The 21,071-nt window shown below is 73.6% G+C and carries 3 protein-coding genes; 1 reads left to right on the top strand and 2 read right to left on the bottom strand.

The window, feature by feature from the left end; all coding sequences use genetic code 11:
• Positions 1–46 precede the first annotated feature (46 nt).
• Both ACFXDE_RS12715 and ACFXDE_RS12710 read right to left on the bottom strand, forming a co-directional pair.
• Complete coding sequence (locus ACFXDE_RS12715; RefSeq protein ID WP_380493558.1) at positions 47–11,869, bottom strand: SDR family NAD(P)-dependent oxidoreductase; 11,823 nt, start codon at positions 11,867–11,869, stop codon at positions 47–49.
• 61 nt (positions 11,870–11,930) lie between these two features.
• Entirely contained in the window at positions 11,931–19,691 is a 7,761-nt protein-coding gene (locus ACFXDE_RS12710; protein ID WP_380493556.1) for a type I polyketide synthase, read from the bottom strand.
• Positions 19,692–20,125: 434 nt separating this feature from the next.
• Between ACFXDE_RS12710 and ACFXDE_RS12705 the strand changes: the two genes are divergently transcribed.
• Positions 20,126–20,953: an SAM-dependent methyltransferase gene (locus ACFXDE_RS12705; RefSeq protein ID WP_380493554.1), complete on the top strand. Its 828-nt coding sequence runs from the start codon at positions 20,126–20,128 to the stop codon at positions 20,951–20,953.
• The last annotated feature ends 118 nt before the right edge of the window (positions 20,954–21,071 follow it).

Genomic DNA, 21,071 nt, shown 5'->3' with positions numbered 1-21,071 from the left:
CCGTCCTGTCCGTCCCGTCCGTCCCATTCGCTCAACGCGGCCACGATCAGGACTTGTCCCCGTCGAAGGCCGCCCGCACGAGGTCGTCGACGTCCATGTCGTCGAACCCTCGCGCCGCGCCGCCCGCCGGCGGCTTTGTCCCGTTGTCCTGCGCGGCGAGCCCGAGCAGAGCCCTGAGCAGACCGGCCCGGCGCAACCGGGCCACCGGGATCGCGGCCAAGGCCTCGCGCACCTCCTGCTCCTCGGCCTCGGGGCCGGTGAGTTCCCGCTCGTCCGGGAAGAGCCGCTCCCGCAGGTGGCGGGCGGTCTGTTCGGGCGTGGGGTGGTCGAAGATCAGCGTCGTCGGCAGCCGCAGCCCGGTGGCCGCACCGAGCCGGCCGCGCAGTTCGACCGCCGTCAGGGAGTCGAACCCCATCTGGAGGAAGCCCCGGCCGCCCTGCACGGCGTCCGGGGAGGCGAGCCCCAGGACCGTGGCCGCCTGCTGCCGCACCAGCTGCAAGAACGCCCGGTCCAGCTCCTCGGCGGGGAGCGCGGCCACCCGGTCGGCGAACGGCAGGCCGTCGTCCGCGCCCGCACCGCCGGGGCGCCGCCGGACCGGGACCAGCGCGCGCAGCACCGCGGGCACCAGCTCCGGTTCGCCCTCGGCGAGCATCGCCGCCGGGTCGAGCCTCATCGGCACCAGCAGCGGGTCCGGGGCGTCGAGCGCCGCGTCGAACAGCGCCAGACCTTCATCAGTGGGGAGCTGCCCGACCCCGGAACGCGCCATCCGCCGCAGATCCTGGTCCGACAGGCCGCCGGTGAGCCCGCTGCGCTGCTCCCACATGCCCCACGCCAGGGACGTCCCCGCCAGCCCTTCGGCCCGCCGACTGTGCGCGAGCGCGTCCAGGAACGTGTTCGCCGCCGCGTATCCGCTCTGTCCCGCGGTGCCCAGCACGCCGGCGGCCGAGGAGAAGAGCACGAAGGCCGACAGGTCCGCGTCCCGGGTCAGTTCGTGCAGGTTCAGCGCGCCGTCCACCTTCGGCCGCAGCACCCCCTCGACCCGCTCGGGCGTCAGCGAGGTGAGGACGCCGTCGTCCAGGACACCGGCGGCATGGACCACCGCCGTCAGCGGACGGTCTGCGGGGATCCGTGCCAGCGTCGCCGCCAGCGCGTCCCGGTCGGCCACGTCACAGGCCGCCACCGTCACCCGGGCACCCTGAGCGGTGAGTTCCTCCTCCAGCTCGGCCGCACCCGCCGCCCCGCGACCGCTGCGGCTGGTGAACAGCAGGTCGCTCACACCGTGCCGGGCCACCAGATGGCGGGCGACCAGCGCGCCGAGCCCGCTCGTCCCGCCGGTGATCAGCACCGTGCCGCCGGGTGTGAAGCGCGGCCCGTCGCCCGTCCCCGCGGCGTCCGCCGGGACGCGGGTGAGACGCGGCGCGTGCACCACGCCCCGCCGCACCACAACCTGCGCCTCGCCCGACGACAGCGCCGCCGGCAGCACCCGCAGCGACGCGTCGTCGCCGTCGACGTCCAGCAAGCCGAACCGGCCGGGGTGCTCCGACTGCGCCGACCGCAGCAGGCCCCACAGCGGGGCGTGCGCAAGATCGTGCGGCGCGTCCTCGCCCACCGACACGGCGTGCCGGGTGACGAAGACCAGCCGCGACGCGGCGAACCGCTCGTCGGCAAGCCAGCCCTGCGCCAGCGCGAGCGCGCGGTGCACGGCCTCCCGCACGTCCTCGGCCCGGCCGGTGTCTCGCCTGGTGCCGTCCCAGCACGGCACCAGGACCACCTCGGGCAGCACGGCCCCGGAGGCGACGGCGCCGGCCAGCGCGTCCAGGTCGTCGTACCCGTCCCACCGCGTGCCGGACGGCTCCACGACGGCCGCCAGCTCCACACCACCCGGTTCCAGCACGGCCCAGGCGCCCGACGCAAAGGCCGGGGCCGCCGGGAGGGCGAGCTGTTCGCCGGTGATCCGGAACAGCGAACGGCGGCGCCCGCCGCGCGCGTTCTCCAGGCGTCCCGGCGACACGGGCCGCACCATCAGCGAATCGACCGAGAGCACCGGCGCGCCGGACAGGTCGGTCGCCGTCAGCGACACGGTGTCCGGGCCCGTCGCCGACAGCCGCACCCGCAGCGCCGCCGCCCCCGCGGAGTGCAGGGTGACGCCCTTCCAGGCGTACGGCAGCAGCGGGTCACCGGAGTGGGCCACCAGGCCGCCCAGGACGACCGCGTGCAGCGCGGCGTCGAACAGCGCCGGGTGCACCCCGTAGTTCCGGGCCTGGTCCTGGTCGGGAAGGCTCACCTCGGCGAAGAGGTCCCGCCCGTGCCGCCGGACCGCGCGCAGCCCCTGGAACGCCGGTCCGTAGCCGAGTCCGGCCGCCGCGAGCACCGCGTACCCGCCGTCCAGCTCCACCGGCTCGGCGCCCGCCGGCGGCCACTCGGCCACCGGCGCCGCAGGCGTGCCGCCGTGGACGCCGAGCACACCGACGGCGTGCCGCAGCCACGGAGTGTTCTCACCGGACTCACCAGTTTCACCGGACTCATCGGCCTTCTCCGGCCGCGAGTGCACCTCCACCGACCGGCGCCCGGTCTCGTCCGGTTCCTCGACCATCACCCGCAGCTGGACGCCGCCGTCCCGCTCGACGATCAGCGGCTCCAGGAGCGTGAGCTCCTCGACCGTGCCGCAGCCGGTGACCTGCGCTGCGCGCAGGACCAGCTCGGCGAGCCCGGTGCCCGGGAAGAGGACCGTGTCCAGCACCGTGTGGTCCGCGAGCCAGGGCTGTGCCTGCGCCGAGAGCCGACCGGTCAGGACCGTGCCGGCCGGGCTGGGCAGGGTGACCACGGCGCTGAGCACCGGGTGCGAGCTGCGCCCCAGACCCGCCGAGGTGACGTCGGCCGGCCCGCCGGAGCGCCGCAGCCAGTACCGCTCGCCCCCGAACGGGTAGGTCGGCAGCTCGGTCAGCCCGACGCGCCCCGGGAAGGTACCCGGCCAATCCACCGGTGTGCCGCCGACGTGCAGCTGCGCGGCCGAGGTGAGGAAGCGCCGCAGTCCGCCGTCGTCGCGGCGCAGCGAACCCACCGCCACCGCGTGCGGGGCGTTCGCGGCGTCCATGGTCTCCTGGATCGCCACCGACAGGACGGGGTGCGGACTGGCCTCGACGAAGACGTCGAACCCGTCGTCGAGGAGGAGGCGCGTCACCTGTTCCAGCCGGACCGTCTCCCGGAGGTTGCGGTACCAGTACGCGGCGTCGAGCTGCGTGGTGTCCAGCTCCGTGCCGGTGACCGTGGAGTAGAAGGGGACGTCCGAAGGCATCGGGGAGAGGGGCGCCAGGTCCCGCAGCAGCTGCTCCCGGACCTGCTCGACCTGCGGCGAGTGCGAGGCGTAGTCCACCGGCAGCGTCCTGGCCCGGATCCCGTCGGCCTTGCAGCGCGCCACCAGCTCCTCCAGGGCCCGCGGATCACCGGCGACGACCGTGGACGACGCGCCGTTGACCGAGGCGACGGACAGCCGGTCCTCCCACCGGGCCAGCAGGGCGGACACGTCGTCCTCGCCCAGAGCGACGGACACCATGCCGCCCCGGCCGGACATCGCGGCCAGGGCCTTGCTGCGCAGGGCCACCGCGCGGGCCGCGTCCTGGAGCGTCAGCGCCCCGGCCACGCAGGCGGCGGCGATCTCCCCCTGGCTGTGCCCCATCACCGCGTGCGGCCGGACCCCCAGGGACTGCCACAGGGCGGCCAGGGACACCATGACCGAGAACAGCGCGGGCTGCACGACGTCCACCCGGTCCAGGGACGGCGCGTCGCCCGCGCCGCGCAGCAGACCCGTCAGCGACCAGTCCACGAAGGGGGCGAGGGCGGCCTCGCACTCCTGGATCCGGGCGGCGAACACCTCGCTGCCGTCGAGGAGTTCCGAAGCCATGCCCGGCCACTGCGACCCCTGGCCGGAGAAGACGAACACCGTCTTCCCGCGTGTCTGTGCCTCGCCCACGACGACCGAGTCCCGGTCACGGCCCGCGGCCAGCGCGGCCAGCCCCTCCAGCAGGGACTGCCGCCCGTCCCCGACCACGACGGCGCGGTGACCGAGCAGGGCACGGGTCGTGGCCAGGGAACGGCCGACGCCCGCCACGTCGAACCCGGGATCGCCGGCGAGGTGCGAGAGCAGCCGACGGGCCTGCGCGCGCAGCGCCTCGGCGGTCCTCCCGGACAGGGGCCAGGGCACAGCCGCCGGCGCATCCGGCGCGGGGCCGTCGGCGCGGGGCTCGCCGGCCGCGGACGGGGGCTGTTCGATGATCACGTGGGCGTTGGTCCCGCTGATGCCGAAGGAGGAGACCGCGGCCCGGCGCGGCCGGCCGGTCTCGGGCCACGGCTCGGCCTCGGCCATCAGCGACAGCCCGCTCTGCGACCAGTCGATCTCGGGGGTGGGCCGGTCGACGTGCAGCGTCCGGGGCAGCACCCCGTGCTTCATCGCCGCCACCATCTTGATGACACCGGCGATCCCCGCGGCGGCCTGCGTGTGCCCGATGTTGGACTTCACCGAGCCCAGGCGCAGCGGGCGGTCCGGCTCCCGCTCGCGCCCGTACGTCGCCGCCAGCGCCTGTGCCTCGATCGGGTCGCCCAGCTTCGTGCCGGTGCCGTGCGCCTCCACCACGTCGACGTCACCGGCCGACAGGCGGGCGTCGGCGAGGGCGCGCCGGATCACCCGCTGCTGGGAGGGGCCGTTCGGCGCGGTCAGGCCGTTGCTGGCGCCGTCGGAGTTGACCGCGGAGCCGCGGACGACCGCCAGGACGGGGTGGCCGCTTCGCCGCGCGTCCGACAGCCGCTCCAGCAGGAGCATGCCGACGCCCTCGCCCCAGCCGGTGCCGTCGGCGGACGCCGCGAACGCCTTGCAGCGGCCGTCCGGGGAGAGCCCCCGCTGGCGGCTGAACTCCAGGAAGATGTCGGGGGTCGCCATGACGGCGGCCCCGCCGGCCATGGCGAGCGAGCACTCGCCGCGCCGCAGGGACTGCACCGCCATGTGCAGCGCCACGAGGGACGAGGAGCAGGCGGTGTCGATGGTCAGCGCGGGACCCTCGACGCCGAGGGCGTAGGCGATCCGGCCGGACATGACACTCGCCGTGCTCCCGGTCAGGAGATAGCCGCCCAGTTCCTCGGGGGCCTGGCGCGGATCGGAGGGGTACCCCTGGGACGCGGCTCCGACGAACACCCCCACCGGGCTTCCCTTGAGGGACGTCGGGGCGATGCCGGCCCGCTCCAGCGCCTCCCAGGAGGTCTCCAGCAGCAGTCGCTGCTGAGGGTCCATGGCGAGGGCCTCACGCGGGCTGATCCCGAACAGCTCGGCGTCGAACCGTGCGGCGTCGTCGAGGAACCCGCCCACGCGCACGTACGTCGTCCCCGGCCGCACGCCGTCCGGGTCGTACAGCGCGTCCACGTCCCAGCCACGGTCGGCGGGGAACGGGGTGACCACGTCGGCCTCGTCGGCGACGAGCCGCCACAGGTCCTCCGGGCTCGCGATGCCACCGGGGTAGCGGCAGCTCATCGACACGATCGCGATCGGCTCGTCGTCCCCGGGCGCGGCGCCCGGTACGGCGGCGACGGCCGCCTCGGTGCCCCGTAGTCCGGCCAGCAGGTGCCGGGCCAGCAGGACCGGCGTCGGATGGTCGAAGATCAGGGTCGACGACAGCTGCTTCCCGGTGGCACCGCTGAGGCGGTTGCGCAGTTCGACGGCGGTCAGCGAGTCGAAGCCCGCCTCCTTGAACGTCGCGTCGGGGGTGACCCGGGTGGGGTCGGTGTGCCCGAGCACCGTCGCCGCGTGGGTGCGCACGAGGTCGAGGAGCAGCTGGTCGCCCTCGGCCTCGGACACGGTGGCCAGCCGGTTCTGCAGCCCGCCGGCCGCGGTGGGCCGTGCCGCGGCACGGCCCACCCGCCGCTTCGGTGTCCTGGCGAGGTCCCGCAGCATGTACGGGACCTCGTCGCCCGCCGCCCGGCGCAGCACCGAGACGTCCACCCGGGCCGGGACGACGGCGGCCTCGCCCGCCGCGACGGCCGCGTCGAAGAGGTCCAGGCCCTCGTCGTCCGACAGGGGCACCAGACCGGTGCGGCCGAGCCGGGCCCGGTCCACCTCGCCGAGCCCGCCGAGCATGCTGCCGGAGTCCTCCCACGGCCCCCAGGCCAGGGAGACGGCGGGCAGACCCGCGGCCCGGCGCCGGCTCGCCAGCGAGTCCAGGACGACGTTCGCCGCCGCGTAGTTCGCCTGCCCCGCCCCGCCGAGCACCCCGGCCGTCGAGGAGAACAGGACGAACGTGGCCAGATCCGCGTCCCGGGTGAGCTCGTCGAGATGCAGCGCCGCGTCCGCCTTGGGGCGCAGGACGGTGTCCAGCCGCTCGGGCGTCAAGGACCCGAGGACGCCGTCATCCAGCACCCCGGCCGTGTGCACGACACCGGTCAGCGGGTGGGCCGCCGGGACCGAGCCGAGCAGGTGCTCCAGTGCGGCGCGGTCGGTGAGGTCGCACGCCGCCACCCTCACCTCGGCTCCCCGTGCGGTGAGGTCCGCCACCAGGTTGTCCGCGCCCGGTGCCCCGGCACCCCGGCGGCCGGCCAGCAGCAGGTGCCGCACGCCGTGGCGCTCCACCAGTCGGCGGGCCACCGCCGAGCCGAGCGCGCCGGTCCCCCCGGTGATCAGCACCGTCCCCTGCGGATCGAATCCCGACGGCACCGTCACGACCACCTTGCCGACGTGCCGTGCCTGGCTGAGGTACCGGAACGCCTCGGCCGCACGGCGGACGTCCCACACGGTCACGGGCGGCAGGCGCAGCACACCGCGCCCGAACAGCCCCATCAGGTCCGTCAGCATCGCCCGGATGCCGTCCGGCCCCGCGTCGACCAGGTCGAACGCCTGATAGCGCACCCCGTCGTACGCGGCCGCGACCATCTCGGGGTCCCGTATGTCGGTCTTGCCCATCTCCAGGAACCGGCCCCCCGCGGCCAGCAGCCGCAAGGACGCGTCGACGAACTCCCCCGCCAGGGAGTCCAGGACGACGTCCACGCCACGGCCCCCGCTGGTGCGCCGGAACTTCTCCTCGAACTCCAGCGTCCTGGACGAAGCGATGTGCCCCTCGTCCAGGCCCATCGCCCGCAGCGCGTCCCACTTCGCCGGACTGGCGGTCGCGTACACCTCGGCGCCCAGGCGCCGGGCCAGCTGGACGGCGGCCGTGCCGACGCCGCCGGCCGCGGCGTGCACCAGCACCGACTGCCCGGGGCGCAGTTTCGCGAGGGCGGACAGCGCGTAGTACGCGGTCAGGAAGACGGCCGGCACGGACGCCGCCTGCGGGAACGACCAGCCGTCCGGGATCCTGGCGACCATGCGCTCGTCGGTCACGGCGACCGGGCCGATCCCGCCGAAGACCATACCGAGGACCCGGTCGCCGGGTGCCACCGACGTGACGGCGGACCCCACCTCCGTGACCACCCCGGCGCCCTCCACGCCGAGCGGCACGGCCTCTCCCGGGTACATGCCCAGGGCATTCAGCACGTCACGGAAGTTCAGCCCGGCCGCGCGCACCGCCACCCGCACCTGACCGGGGCCCAGCGGCTGTTCGGCCTCCGGGTGAGGGACCAGAGCGAGACCGTCCAGGGTCCCGCCGCCGGAGTCCAGCCGCCAGGCGGGCGCCGCCGGCACGGACAGCGTGTCCTGCGGGCGCAGCCGGACCAGGCGGGGGACCTTGAACTCGCCGTCACGCAGGGCGAGCTGCGGCTCTCCGGAGGCGACGGCCTCGGCCAGCGCGCCGTACGAGGCGTCCCGCCCGTCCACGTCGGCCAGGACGAACCGGCCGGGGTACTCCGACTGGGCCGTGCGCACCAGACCCCAGACGGCGCTCTGCGCCGGATCCGGCACGTCCTGCGCCTCCACGGCGACAGCACGCTCCGTCATGAGGACCAGCCGGCTGCCGGCGTGCCGCTCGTCGGCCAGCCACGCCTGCACGAGCCCGAGTGCCCGGTGAGCGGCCGACCGCACCGCGTCCGCGTCGTCGGACGCGGGCAGGCCGTCGGCGCGGCAGGGCACCAGCACCGCGTCGGGGACCCGCCCGCCTGCCTCGCCCGCCCGCAACAGCGCGGCCAGATCCCGGTGCACCCCGGCGGGCGCACCGCCCAGCCGCGCGGCCAGATCCCCCGCGCCCGCGCCCGCGACCGCCCAGTCCGGCGCCGCGCCACGGGCCGTCGGCGCCGCGCGTGTCTCCCAGTCCGTCCGGAACAGCCGGTCGTGCACGGCGCTCCCGGCCCCGTCGATCCGGTCGCGGGACGCCGGGCGCAGCACCAGCGCGTCGGCCGACAGCACGAGCGCACCCGTCTCGTCCCAGGCCACCACGGAGACCGCGTCCTCACCCGCCGGCGCCAGCCGCACGCGCAGGCTCGCGGCGCCGACGGCGTGCCGGGTGACACCGCGCCAGACGAACGGCAGCAGGGCCCGGTCCCAGCCGGGGAGCACGACACCCAGCGCGACCCCGTGCAGGGCCGAGTCGAGCAGCGCGGGATGCGCGCCGAACTCTTCGGCCCCGGCACCGTCCGGCAGACCGGCCTCCACGAACAGCTCGTCTCCGCGCCGCCAGGCCGCCCGCAGCCCCTGGAACACCGGCCCGTACTCCAGGCCGGTCTCCGCCATCGAGGGGTAGAGCCCGGTGACGTCCACCGCCTCCCCGCCGTGCGGGGGCCACACGGCCAGGTCCTCGGGTGTGGGGGCGCCCGTCCGTGCGAGGACGCCGGTGGCGTGCGGGGTCCACGGCTCGTCGTCCGCCGCGCCGTCCGGCCGGGAACGCACGTCCAGCGACCGCCGTCCGGACTCGTCCACGGCGCCCACCCGCACCCGCAGGTCGACCGCGCCCTGTCCGGGCAGCACGAGAGGCGTGTGGAACGTCAGTTCCTCCACCTGCTCGCAGCCGGCCCGTTCCCCGGCGTGCAGGGCCAGTTCGAGGAAGGCGGTGCCGGGAAGCAGCGCCCGGCCGAACACCTGGTGATCGGCGATCCAGCCGTGGCCGGCCGTCGAAAGCCGTCCGGTGAGGACCAGTTCGTCGTCGGCGAGGGACACCACCGCGCCGAGCAGCGGATGACCGGCCGCGGCGAGCCCCGCGGAACCGATGGCGGCCGACGGCGCCAGCGCGTCCATCCAGTAGCGGCGCAGCTGGAAGGCGTAGGTGGGCAGGTCGCACGGCCGTGCGCCGCTCGTGACGTAGAACGCCGTCCAGTCGACCGGGACACCGCGGGTGTGCAGCCGGGCCAGCGCGGTGGTGAGGGCGAGTTCCTCGCCTCGGTCCGAGCGCAGCGCCGGCGCCAGGTCGGCGTCCGGCGCGGTGAGCGTGTCCCGGCCCATGGCCGACAGCACGCCCTCGGGGCCCAGTTCCAGGAAGGTGCGGACACCCCCGGCCTCCATGACCCGCAGCGCGTCCGCGAACCGCACGGTCCCCCGGGCGTGCCGGACCCAGTACTCCGGATCGCGGATCTCCTCGTCCGTGATCTCCTCGCCGGTCAGCGCCGACACGACCGGCAGAACGGGGGAGTGGAAGGACAGCCCGCCGACGACCCTGCGGAACTCCGGCAGCATGGCGTCCATGAGCGGCGAGTGGAAGGCGTGGCTGACCGTCAGCTCCTTCGTCTTGCGCCCCTCGGCGGCGAAGTGCGCGGCGACCCGACGCACGGCCCCGGCCTCCCCGGAGACCACCACGGAGGACGGGCCGTTCACCGCGGCCAGGCCGATCAGGTCCGCGTGCCGGGCCACCAGCGGCAGCACCTCCTCCTCGGTCGCCTGGACGGCGACCATGGCGCCGCCCTCCGGCAGGGCCTGCATCAGCCGGCCCCGCGCCGCCACCAGCGCCGCCGCGTCCTCCAGCGAGAACACCCCGGCCACGTGGGCGGCGGCCACCTCACCGATGGAGTGGCCCGCCACCCGGTCCGGGTGGACACCCCAGTGGGCGAGCAGCCGGAAGAGCGCGACCTCCAGCGCGAACAGCGCCGGCTGGGTGTACTCGGTCCGGTCGAGCAGCGCGCCCGCGTCCGGCGCCCCGAACACCACCTCGCGCAGCGGCCGCTCCAGATGCGGGTCCAGCGCCGCGCACACCGCGTCGAACGCCTCTGCGAACACCGGTGAGACCGCGTGGAGTTCACGCCCCATCCCGGCCCGCTGACTGCCCTGGCCGGTGAAGAGGAACCCGAGCTTCCCGGGTGTCACCGTGCCCGGGGCGACCCTCGGATCGGGATGGTCCTCGGCGAGCGCCGCCAGCCCCTGGACCAGCTCGTCGCCGCTGCCCGCGACGACGGCGGCCCGGTGGGGCAGGGCCGCCCGCGTGGTGGCGAGCGCGTGCCCGACGTCCGCAGGGTCGAGCGGGCCGCGCTCCTCCAGCCAGGCCAGCAGCGCGCGCGCCTGGCCCCGCAAGGCGTCCTGGCTCCGCGCGGAGAGCACCCACGGCACCACGCGGAGCGGAGCGGAGGCGGCCGGGGGAAGGGCGGAGTCGGCGGCGGGCGCCTGCTCCAGGATCACGTGGGCGTTGGTGCCGCTGATCCCGAAGGACGACACCCCGGCGCGCCGGGGCCGCCCGGTGTCCGGCCAGTCGACGGCCCGCGTCAGCAGTTCCAGGTGCCCTGCCGACCAGTCCACGTGCGGCGTCGGCTCGTCGACGTGCAGGGTCTGCGGCAGCACGCCGTGCTGCATCGCCAGCACCATCTTGATGACGCCGACGACCCCGGCAGCCGCCTGGGTGTGTCCGACGTTGGACTTCACCGAGCCCAGCCACAGAGGTTCGGCGCGGTCCTGCCCGTACGTGGCCAGGAGCGCCTGCGCCTCGATCGGGTCGCCCAGGGTGGTGGCCGTGCCGTGCGCCTCGACCGCGTCGACGTCCTGCGGGGCCAGCCGCGCGTCCGCCAGCGCCTGCCGGATCACCCGCTGCTGGGAGGGGCCGTTCGGCGCGGCGAGGCCGTTGCTCGCACCGTCCTGGTTCGTCGCGCTGCCGCGCACCACGGCCAGGACCCGGTGGCCGGCCCGCCGGGCGTCGGACAGCCGCTCCAGCAGCAGGACACCGACGCCCTCGGACAGCCCCGTGCCGTCCGCCGCCGCCGCGAAGGACCGGCACCGCCCGTCCGCGGACAGCCCGCGCTGCCGGCTGAAGCCCTGCAGCTGGGCGGGCGTGGTCATCACGGTGACACCGCCAGCCAGCGCGAGGGAGCACTCGTCCCGGCGCAGCGCCTGGCACGCCGCGTGGATCGCCACCAGCGACGCCGAACAGGCGGTGTCGACGGTCACCGCGGGGCCTTCCAGGCCGAGCGTGTACGAAATGCGGCCGGAGAGCACACTCGCCGCCCCCGCGGTCAGGAAGTACCCCTCGTACTCCCCGAGGTCGGCCGGCCGGACACGCGTCGCGTAATCCTGGAACGCCGTTCCCAGGAACACGCCCGTGCGGCTGCCGTGCAGCGCCGTCGGGTCGATTCCGGCCCGCTCCAGCGTTTCCCACGACGTCTGCAGCAGCAGCCGCTGCTGCGGGTCCATGGCCACCGCCTCGCGGGGGCTGATCCCGAAGAACTCCGCGTCGAATCCGGCCAGGTCGGTGAGGAAACCGCCGTGGCGCGTGTAGATGGTGCCGGGCCGGTCCGGGGCCGGGTCGAACAGCGCGTCGAGGTCCCAGCCCCGGTCCGCCGGGAACTCGGACACGGCATCGCCGCCCGCCGCGATGAGCTGCCAGAACTGCTCCGGGCTGCGCACATCGCCCGGGAGGTGACAGCCCATGGCGACGATGGCGATCGGCTCGTGCCGCGCGGCGGCCAGGTCCTCGTTCTCCCGCCGGAGCCGTTCCGTCTCCTTCATGGACGCGCGCAGGGCATCGACGATCTTGTCCGGCGAAGTAGCCATGACCCCTCACAGATCGGTTTCCTCGGAAAATCGGTCGTTTCGCGTGCGGTCTCCCGCTCGCCTACTGCTCGCCGAGCATCAGCCGCACCAGATCGTCGACGTCCAGTTCGTCTATGTGCTCTTCCGCCTCCTGGATCTCCCTCGCACGTTCCCGGTCCCTTTCGCCGGCCGCCGCGGCGGTGTCCGCGGATTCGCCCGCGTCCTGCGGAAAAGCGGTGGCCACCAGGAAATCGGCCAGTTTCTCCAGCGACGGGTGGTCGAACACCACGGTGACCGGCAGGCCCAGGCCGGTGTGGTCCTGGAGCCGGTTGCGCAGTTCCACCGCGATCACGGAGTCGACGCCCAGGTCCTTGAACGGCGAGCGGTCGCCGACCTGGCTCTCGTCGGCGTGTCCGAGGACGGTCGCCACCTGGGTGCGGGCGAGCGCGGCGGCGGCCTCCCTGCGCCGGCCCGGACTCAGCCCGGCGAGCCGCTCCGTCAGCGTCCCCGCCGCCGGGGCGCCGTCCTGCGGCCGCGTCTCCCGCAGCGCGTCGCGCACCTCGGGCAGTTCGGTGAGCAGCCGGCTCGGCGTCGTCGCGGAGAACGCCGCGAAGAACGTCTCCCAGACCACGTCCGTGATCACCGGTGACGACGTGTCGAGTGCGCAGTGCCGCAGGTTCTCGACCGCCTGCCGCGGTGCCATGAGCCTGATCCCCTGCCGGGCCAGCGCCTTGTCCAGGCCGTCGCGCGACGTCATGCCGCCGCCGTCCCACGGGCCCCAGACCACCGAGGCGGCCACCAGCCCCTGTGCCCGGCGGTGGGCCGCCAGGCCGTCCAGGAAGGCGTTCGCCGCCGCGTACGCGCCGTGGCCCGCGCTGCCCCACAGCGCCGAGACGGACGAGAACAGGACGAACGCGTCCAGGTCCCGGTCGCGCGTGAGGTCGTGCAGGTGCTGCGCGGCGTCGGCCTTGGCCCGCACCACGTCCGCGAAGCGCCGCGGGGTCAGCGAGCCGAGCGGGACGCTCTCGATCGCCCCGGCCGCGTGGACGACCGCCCGGACGCCGGCGCCGTCCGCGTCCAGCGCCGCCAGCAGCCCGGCGAGCGTCCCGCGGTCGGCGACGTCGCCGGCCACGATGTCGACCTGGACCCCGAGGCCGCTCAGCTCCGCCTCCAGCTCGACGGCGCCCGCCGCCTCCCGGCCGCTGCGGCTCACCAGCACGAGGCGCTCCGCCCCGTTGTCCGCCAGCCAGCGCGCGGCATGTGCGCCGAGCGCACCGGTGCCGCCGGTGACGAGGACGGTGCCGCGGGGCGTCCATCGCCCCGCGCCGGAGGTGTCCCGCCGGGGCGCGCGCAGCAGCCTGCAGACGTACACCCCCGAGGACCGCAGTGCGAGTTGGTTCTCGCCGTCCGGACCGGCCAGCACGGCGGGCAGCCGCCCGACGACCCTGCTGTCCTCCTGCTCGGGCAGATCTACCAGGCCGCCCCACCGCTGGGGGAACTCCACCGCCGCGACCCGGCCGAGCCCCCAGATCTGGGTCTGCTCGGGCCTGGTCACCGAATCACCGGCGCCGGCCGTCACCGCACCCCGGGTCACGCACCACAACCGGGCGGACATCCCGGCGTCCCCGAGGGCCTGGACCAGCGTCAGGACGGTGTCCAGGTGCGCGGACGCCGAAGGGAGCACCGGCCCCGCGTCCGGCCCCGGCAGCGCCAGCACCCCGGCAGGTTCCGGCCCTTCCGAGGCCACGGACCGCAGCCGTTGCGCCAGCTCCTGGCGGCCGATCCCCGCCGGCACCACCAGCGAGACCGCCTGCGCGCCGCTCCTGTCCAGGGTCTCCACGACGGCCGCCGTCAGCCGCTCGTGCTCGACGCCTTCGGGGACGACCACCAACCACCGGCCGGACAGGACGCCCGCCGGAACCTTCGGCAACGGCTGCCAGGCGATCCGGTAGGACCAGGAGTCGGCGGCGGCATGTTCGCGCTGCCGGCGGCGCCACGCGGTCAGCGCCGGCAGCAGCGCCCGCAGAGCGTCCGGTTCCCCGGCCCCGATCTCGGTGGCCAACTCCTGCTCGTCGCCGCGTTCCACCATGTTCCAGAACCGTCGTTCCGGGTCGTCGCCCGGCACGGTCACTGCCTGCGGGGCGGACGCCGTCAGCCAGTACCGCTGGTGCTGGAAGGCGTAGGTCGGCAGATCGACCCGCGCCGCACCGGACCCGGCGAAGACGGTCCGCCAGTCCACCGAGGCCCCGAGGACGTACGCCTGCGCGAGCGAGGTCAAGAAGCGCCGGGGACCGCCGTCCTCGCGCCGCAACGACCCCACCACCGCACCGGACCCGCCGAACGTTTCGACGGCTTCCTGGGCACCGACACTCAGCACGGGGTGCGGGCTGACCTCGACCAGGAGCGTGTGCCCCTTCTTCAGGGCCGTCCCCATCGCCCGCTCGAACTGGACGGGTTCCCGCAGGTTGCGGTACCAGTACTCGGCGTCCAGCTCACGGGTGTCCAGGAGCTCCCCGCTCACCGTCGAGTAGAAGGGGACGTCGCCGCGCCGGGGCTCGATCCCGCGCAACTCCTCCAGCAGCCGCTCACGGATCGTCTCGACCTGCGCGGAGTGCGCCGCGTAGCTCACCGGGATCTGTTTGGCCCGCACACCCTCGGTGGCGCAGGCGGCCAGCACCTCCTCCAGCGCCCGCTGTTCCCCGGAGACGACCACCGACGACGGCCCGTTGACCACCGCGATGTCCAGGCGCTCGTCCCAGCACGGCAACTGCCGTACCCGCTCGGCCGACAGCGCCACCGACACCATGCCGCCCAGACCGGAGATCTCGGTCAGTGCCCGGCTGCGCAGGGCGACGATCCTCGCGGCGTCCTCCAGCGAGAGCCCACCCGCCACACAGGCCGCGGCGATCTCGCCCTGGCTGTGCCCGATCACCGCGCTGGGGCGCACGCCGTGGGACTCCCAGAGCCGGGCGAGCGAAACCATCACCGCGAACAGCGCCGGCTGCACCACATCGACCCGCTCCAGTGTCGGCGCGCCGGGGGTGCACCGCAGGACGTCCAGGAGCGACCAGTCCACGACGGATCCGAGCGCCGCGTCGCACGCGTGGATCCGCTCGCGGAACACCGGTGAGGAGTCCATGAGTTCCACCGCCATCCCAGCCCACTGCGCCCCCTGGCCGGGAAAGACGAACACGGTCTCGGCGCCGCTCACCGCGGTGCCGCGCACCACGTTGTCCGAGGGGGTGTCCCGCACCAGCGCGTCCACCGCGGACAGCAGCTCGCACCCCTCACCGCCGATCAGCACGGCACGGTGCTCGAACGCGGACCGAGTGGTGGCCAGCGACAGCCCGATGTCGGCAGGAGCGAGGTCCTCACGGCCGTCGAGACAGGTCCGCAGGGCGGCAGCCTGGTCGCGCAGGGCCTCGGGCGTCTTCGCCGACAGCGTCCACGGCAGCACGTCCGCCGGTGCCGGGGCCGTTTCCAGGACCCGGTCGTGGCCGCCGGACGCGCTCGGCGCTTCGGCGGGGGCCTGTTCGAGGATGGCGTGGACGTTCGTTCCGCTGATGCCGAACGAGGAGACAGCCGCCCTGCGCACCCGCTCGCCCTCCGGCCACGGTGCCGCCTCGGTCAACAGGGCCACCGAGCCCGAGGACCAGTCCACGTGCGGCGTCGGCTCGTCGATGTGCAGGCTGGCGGGCAGCCGCCCGTTGCGCAGAGCCATTACGATCTTGATCACCGAGGCGACTCCGGCGGCCGCCTGAGTGTGGCCGATGTTCGACTTCACCGAGCCGAGCCACAGCGGCCGGTCGCCCGAACGGCCTCGGCCGTAGGCGGCCACCAGGGCCTGCGCCTCGATCGGATCACCCAGCTTCGTGCCGGTGCCGTGCGCCTCCACCGCATCGACGTCCTGCGGCGTGAGCCGGGCGTCGGCCAGCGCCTGCCGGATCACCCGCTCCTGCGACGGCCCGTTCGGAGCCGTCAGCCCGTTGCTCGCGCCATCCTGGTTGACCGCCGAACCACGGACGAGCGCGAGGACCGGATGACCGAGGCGCCGGGCGTCCGACAGACGCTCCAGCACCAGCATGCCCACGCCTTCGCTCCAGCCCGTACCGTCGGCCGACCGGGCGAACGGCTTGCAGCGGCCGTCGGGCGCCAGGCCGCGTTGCTGGGCGAACTCCACGAACATGCCCGGCGTCGCCATCACAGTCACCCCGCCGGCCAGTGCCAGCGTGCACTCACCGTGCTGCAGGGACCGGCGCGCCATGTGCAGGGCGGCGAGCGAGGAGGAGCAGGCGGTGTCCACGGTGACCGCGGGGCCCTCCAGACCGAGGGTGTACGCCACCCGCCCCGAGACGACGCTCGCCGTGTTGCCGGTCAGAGCGAAGCCCTGGGTGCCCTCGGCCGGTTCACCCAGCCGGGGCCCGTAGTCCTGCGTCATCGCCCCCGCGAACACGCCGACCTGGCTGCCTCGTAGCGACAGCGGGTCGATCCCCGCCCGCTCCAGCGCCTCCCAGGAGGTCTCCAGCACCAGCCGCTGCTGCGGATCCATCGCCAGCGCCTCACGCGGGCTGATCCCGAAGAACCCCGCGTCGAATGCGGCCGCGTCGTAGAGGAAGCCCCCCTCCCGCGCGTACCGGACCTCCGGGTTCTCCGGGTCGCGCAGCTCACCGGTGTCCCAGCCGCGGTCGTCGGGAAAGGCGGACACGGCGTCCCTGCCCTCGGACACCAGGCGCCACAGGTCCTCCGGCGAGCAGACCTCCCCGGGGAACCGGCATCCCATGCCCACGATGGCGATCGGCTCGAATTGCGGGGCCGCCACCGGCAGACTGCCGGTGGCCGGCTCCTCGCCCGCCAGCAGGGACTGCAGGAAGCGGGCCAGCGAGTCCGGCGTGGGGTGGTTGTAGATCAAGGTGGGCGCCAGCTGTGCCAGTCCGGTCGCCTCGGCGATGCGGTCGCGGAACTCGACTGCGGTGAGCGAGTCGAACCCCAGCTCCTTGAACGTCCTGCCGCCGTCGACGAGATCGGACGACATGTGCCCGAGTACCGCCGCCACGCTCATCCGCACGAGCTGCGGCATGTCCGCTTCGGCAGCGGCGACGACCGGCTCCGCGGCCGGCGCGACACCGCTCGCCGGATCGAGCACCGCGTCGCCGTGCTGTCCTGCGGCAGGCTCGCCCGGCGCGCCGAGCCAGAAGGAACGGCGCTGGAAGGCGTACGTCGGCAGGTCCGGCCGCGCGTCGGCCCAGCCGGTGAACGGCTCCCAGTCCACCCGCGCGCCGCATGCGAACGCCTCGGCCAGTGCGGTGGCCACCGTACGGTCCTCCGGCTGGCCCCGGCGCAGCAACGGGACGATCGCGGCGCCGGACGGTGTCCCCTCGACGGCGAGGCTCTCGCGGACCATCGAGGTCAGGCCCCCGGGGCCCACCTCCAGGTAGTTCGTGACGCCTTCCGACCGCAGGAGACGGACACCGTCGAAGAAGCGCACGGACGCCCGGATGTGACGGGTCCAGTAGTCCGGCGACCGGAGTTCGTCCGCTGTGGCGAGACGTCCTGTGACGTTGGAGACGACCGGAAGCTCCGGGGTGCCGTAGTCCAACTGCGCGGCGACGGCACGGAACTCGTCCAGCACACCGTCCATGTGCGGTGAGTGGAACGCGTGGCTGACCTTGAGCCGCTTGGTCCTGCGACCCCTCGCCTCGAACTGCGCGGCGACATCGGCGACGGCTCTCGGGTCACCGGAGATCACCGTGGCCCGTGGCCCGTTGACCGCGGCGACCGAGACCTCCTGGTCCAGCCCGGACAGGGCCGCGCGGACCTCCGTCTCGTCGGCCTCCAGCGCCACCATGGCGCCGCCCTCGACGGCCTGCTGCATCAGCCGTCCGCGGGCCGTGACGAGGGTGCAGGCGTCCTCCAGGGAGAACACTCCGGCGACATGGGCCGCGGCGATCTCTCCCACGGAGTGCCCGAGCAGGAAGTCCGGACGCAGCCCGCACCGCTGGAGCAGGCGAGCGAGCGCTACCTCCAGTGCGAACAGCGAGACCTGGGCGAAGTCCGTCCGGTCGAGCAGCGCGGCCTCGGGTGTACCGGGTTCCGCGAAAAGGACATTCTGGAGCCGGTGGGGCAACCGGGTGTCCAGCCGGTCGCACACCTCGTCCAACGCCTCGGAGAACGCCGGAACCGTCGCGTGGAGCCGACGCCCCATCCCGGTACGCTGGCTGCCCTGGCCCGTGAAGAGGAACGCCGTCCCGCCCGCACCCCGCGCGGAGCCCCGCACCACGTTCGCGGCGGGCACACCGCGCACCAGCGCGTCCAGACCGCTCAGGAAGTCGTCCCGGTCGCTGCCCAGAACCACCGCGCGCTCCTCGAACGCCATGCGGTGCGCGGCGAGCGAGCCCCCGACGCTCTCCGGATCCAGCCCGGGATACGTGGTGACGTGCTCGCGGAGCCGCTCCGCCTGCGAACGGAGCGCGGCACGGGACCTCCCCGAGACCACCCAGGGCAGCAGCGAGAGACCCTCGGCACGCCGGCCGCCGACGGCTGCGGGGGACACCGCTGCCAGATGACGGTCCGAGAGCACCACATGACAGTTCGTGCCGCCCATGCCGAACGAGCTGACACCCGCCAGGAACGGCCCGTCGCCACGAGGCCGTCGGCTCAGCGCGGTCTGCACGCGCAGGTTCCACGCCTCGAAGGGGATCCGTGGATTGGGCGTACGGAAGTTCAGACTCGCCGGAATCTCCTGATGCCTGATGCACAGGACCGTCTTGATGAGCCCGGCGATACCGGCCGCAGCTTCCAGATGCCCGATGTTCGTCTTCACGGACCCCACCAACAGCGGTGTGTCGGCCGTCCGGCCCGAGCCGAACACCGAACCGAGTGCGGCGGCCTCGATCGGATCACCCTTCTTCGTACCGGTGCCGTGAAGTTCCACGTAGTGCACGCCGGCCGGGTCGACACCCGCCTTCCGGTACGCCGAGCGCAGCACCTCTTCCTGCGCACGGGCCGTGGGCACGGTGAGCCCTTCGCCCGCGCCGTCGTTGTTCATCGCGGTGCCCTCGATGACGCAGTACACGCGGTCGCCGTCGGCGAGCGCGCGGGAGAGAGGCTTGAGGACGACCATCCCGGCGCCCTCGCCGCGGACGTAGCCGTTGGCGCGGGCATCGAAGGTGAAGCACCGGCCGTCGGGAGACAGCCCGCCGAACTTCTCGGAGTACACGGTGCTCTCCGGAGCGAGACCGAGGTTCACCCCGCCTGCCAGCGCGAGGGACGCCTCACCTCGCCGCAGGCTCTCGGCGGCCATGTGCACGGCCACCAGGGAGGAGGACTGCCCCGTATCGATCACCATGCTGGGCCCGCGCAGATCGAGGGCGTACGACACCCGGTTGGCGATGATGCCGCGATGGACGCCGGTCATGCTGTGCTGGGTGGCTGATCCCGCACCAAGCCGGTGCAGTACGGTGGCGTAGTCGTCCCACATGGCGCCCACGAAGACGCCCGCATCACGGCCTTTCAGGCCGGCCGGCACGATCCCTGCGTCCTCGAACGCCTCCCAGCTCAGCTCGAGGGCGAGCCGCTGCTGCGGATCCATGGCAGCCGCTTCGCGAGGAGAGATGTCGAAGAAGTCCGAATCGAACTGATCGACGTGGTCGAGGAAGCCGCCTGCGCCGAAACCGCTTCGACCCTCCCTCGGTTTTTCTGAAACCGCGCTCACGCCGTCATGGAGCAGCGCCCAATAAGCTGCGGGATTCGCGGCACCGGGAAACCTGCAGGCCATTCCCACGATTGCGATCGGATCGTCGTTGAGGCGGTCGCCCTCATAGGGGAACGCCTGGCCGGTACGCATAGAACTCCCAACGGCCGACATCGGAGGAATGTCAAGCGCTATGCCTCGGGTCTGGATTCTGACCTCCGGCTCGGAGCCGGGACTTTCGGCGTGAAGTGGCTCAGGGCGAGCGAGGTGCCATCTGCCTGCCTGCCTGCCGACCGCCTGACCGCACTGTCCGGCGTACCTGTCCGCGCTGTTCAGCGAACTGCTGTCGCATGCGGCAGATTCGACGGGAGCACGTGGAAGTTATTAGACCTGACATGATCCCGGACTGTCCAATAGCTGGATTCATGAGGCCGATAAGTTGAGTTATGAGGAATCCGCTGGCTTTCTCTTCGGCCGGCCCGGCGCAAGTAAATTGCCCCATTGACAAAGGCGCTCGCAACTTTGTAGCGTCCCGTTCGGTCAGGGGAGGAAACGCCGGGAGTTCAACGGGAAGAGGTGTCCCAGAAATGACCGAGCAGTATACGCCCACTGCGGCGGACGTGGGAAGAATGTACGACCAGTCGACCGGCCTGCTCTCTGAGGTGATGGGGGGAAACATTCACCTGGGGTACTGGCGTGACGGCGACGACGAAGCCTCGGTCGAAGAGGCCACCGACACTTTGACCGACATGGTGGCCGAACGGCTCACACTCTCACCCGGTGCCCGGGTCCTGGATATCGGCTGTGGAAGCGGCAAGCCCGCCGTCCGTATCGCAGGCACATGGGGCGTGCACGTCACGGGTGTCACCATCAGCGCTCAACAGGCGGCCACGGCCGGAGCGCGGCCGGAAGTCGGGGAAGGCGCCGGGCAGGTGTCCTTCCAGCAGGCCGACGGTATGGATCTCCCGTTCGCCGACGCTCACTTCGATCACGTATACGCGATCGAATCGTTCCTGCACATGTCCGATCGTGCCACCGCCATAGCCGAAGCAGCGCGAGTATTGCGTCCTGGTGGCACTCTGGTGGCCGCAAATCCCTATCAGCAAGGTGAGCTGACCCCCCGTGAGGCGGGCATAGTAGCGGACAACCGGAGACTGTTCGAGATTCCTCCGATCGGTGACGCCGACGAATACGCCGGACACATGGCCAAGGCCGGCCTGGAGATCGTCGAGATGCTGGACATCGGCGAGAACGTCCGACGCAGTCACACGTTGGCCGCGGACCTCATCCGGCAGGCACAGGGAGCGGACGGCAGTGCCTTCAACGAGGAACTGTCCAGAGCGGCCGACATCATCGAGCGCTTCGGTGAACTCCCGCAAATCGGCTACGGCCTGATCGTCGCCCGTCGGCCCTGAGCCGTCCGACCGGAAACGGCTTCGGCTGACACGCCGGCAGAAAGGCGTGGCAGCCGGAGGTGGGGGGGGGGGGGGGCCGCGCCCCCCCCCCCCCCCCCCCCCCCGGGTGGGGAAAGCG

The organism is Kitasatospora sp. NPDC059408 (genome assembly GCF_042751525.1).
Lineage (GTDB): Bacteria > Actinomycetota > Actinomycetes > Streptomycetales > Streptomycetaceae > Kitasatospora.
This window is presented reverse-complemented; position numbering and strand designations above follow the sequence as displayed.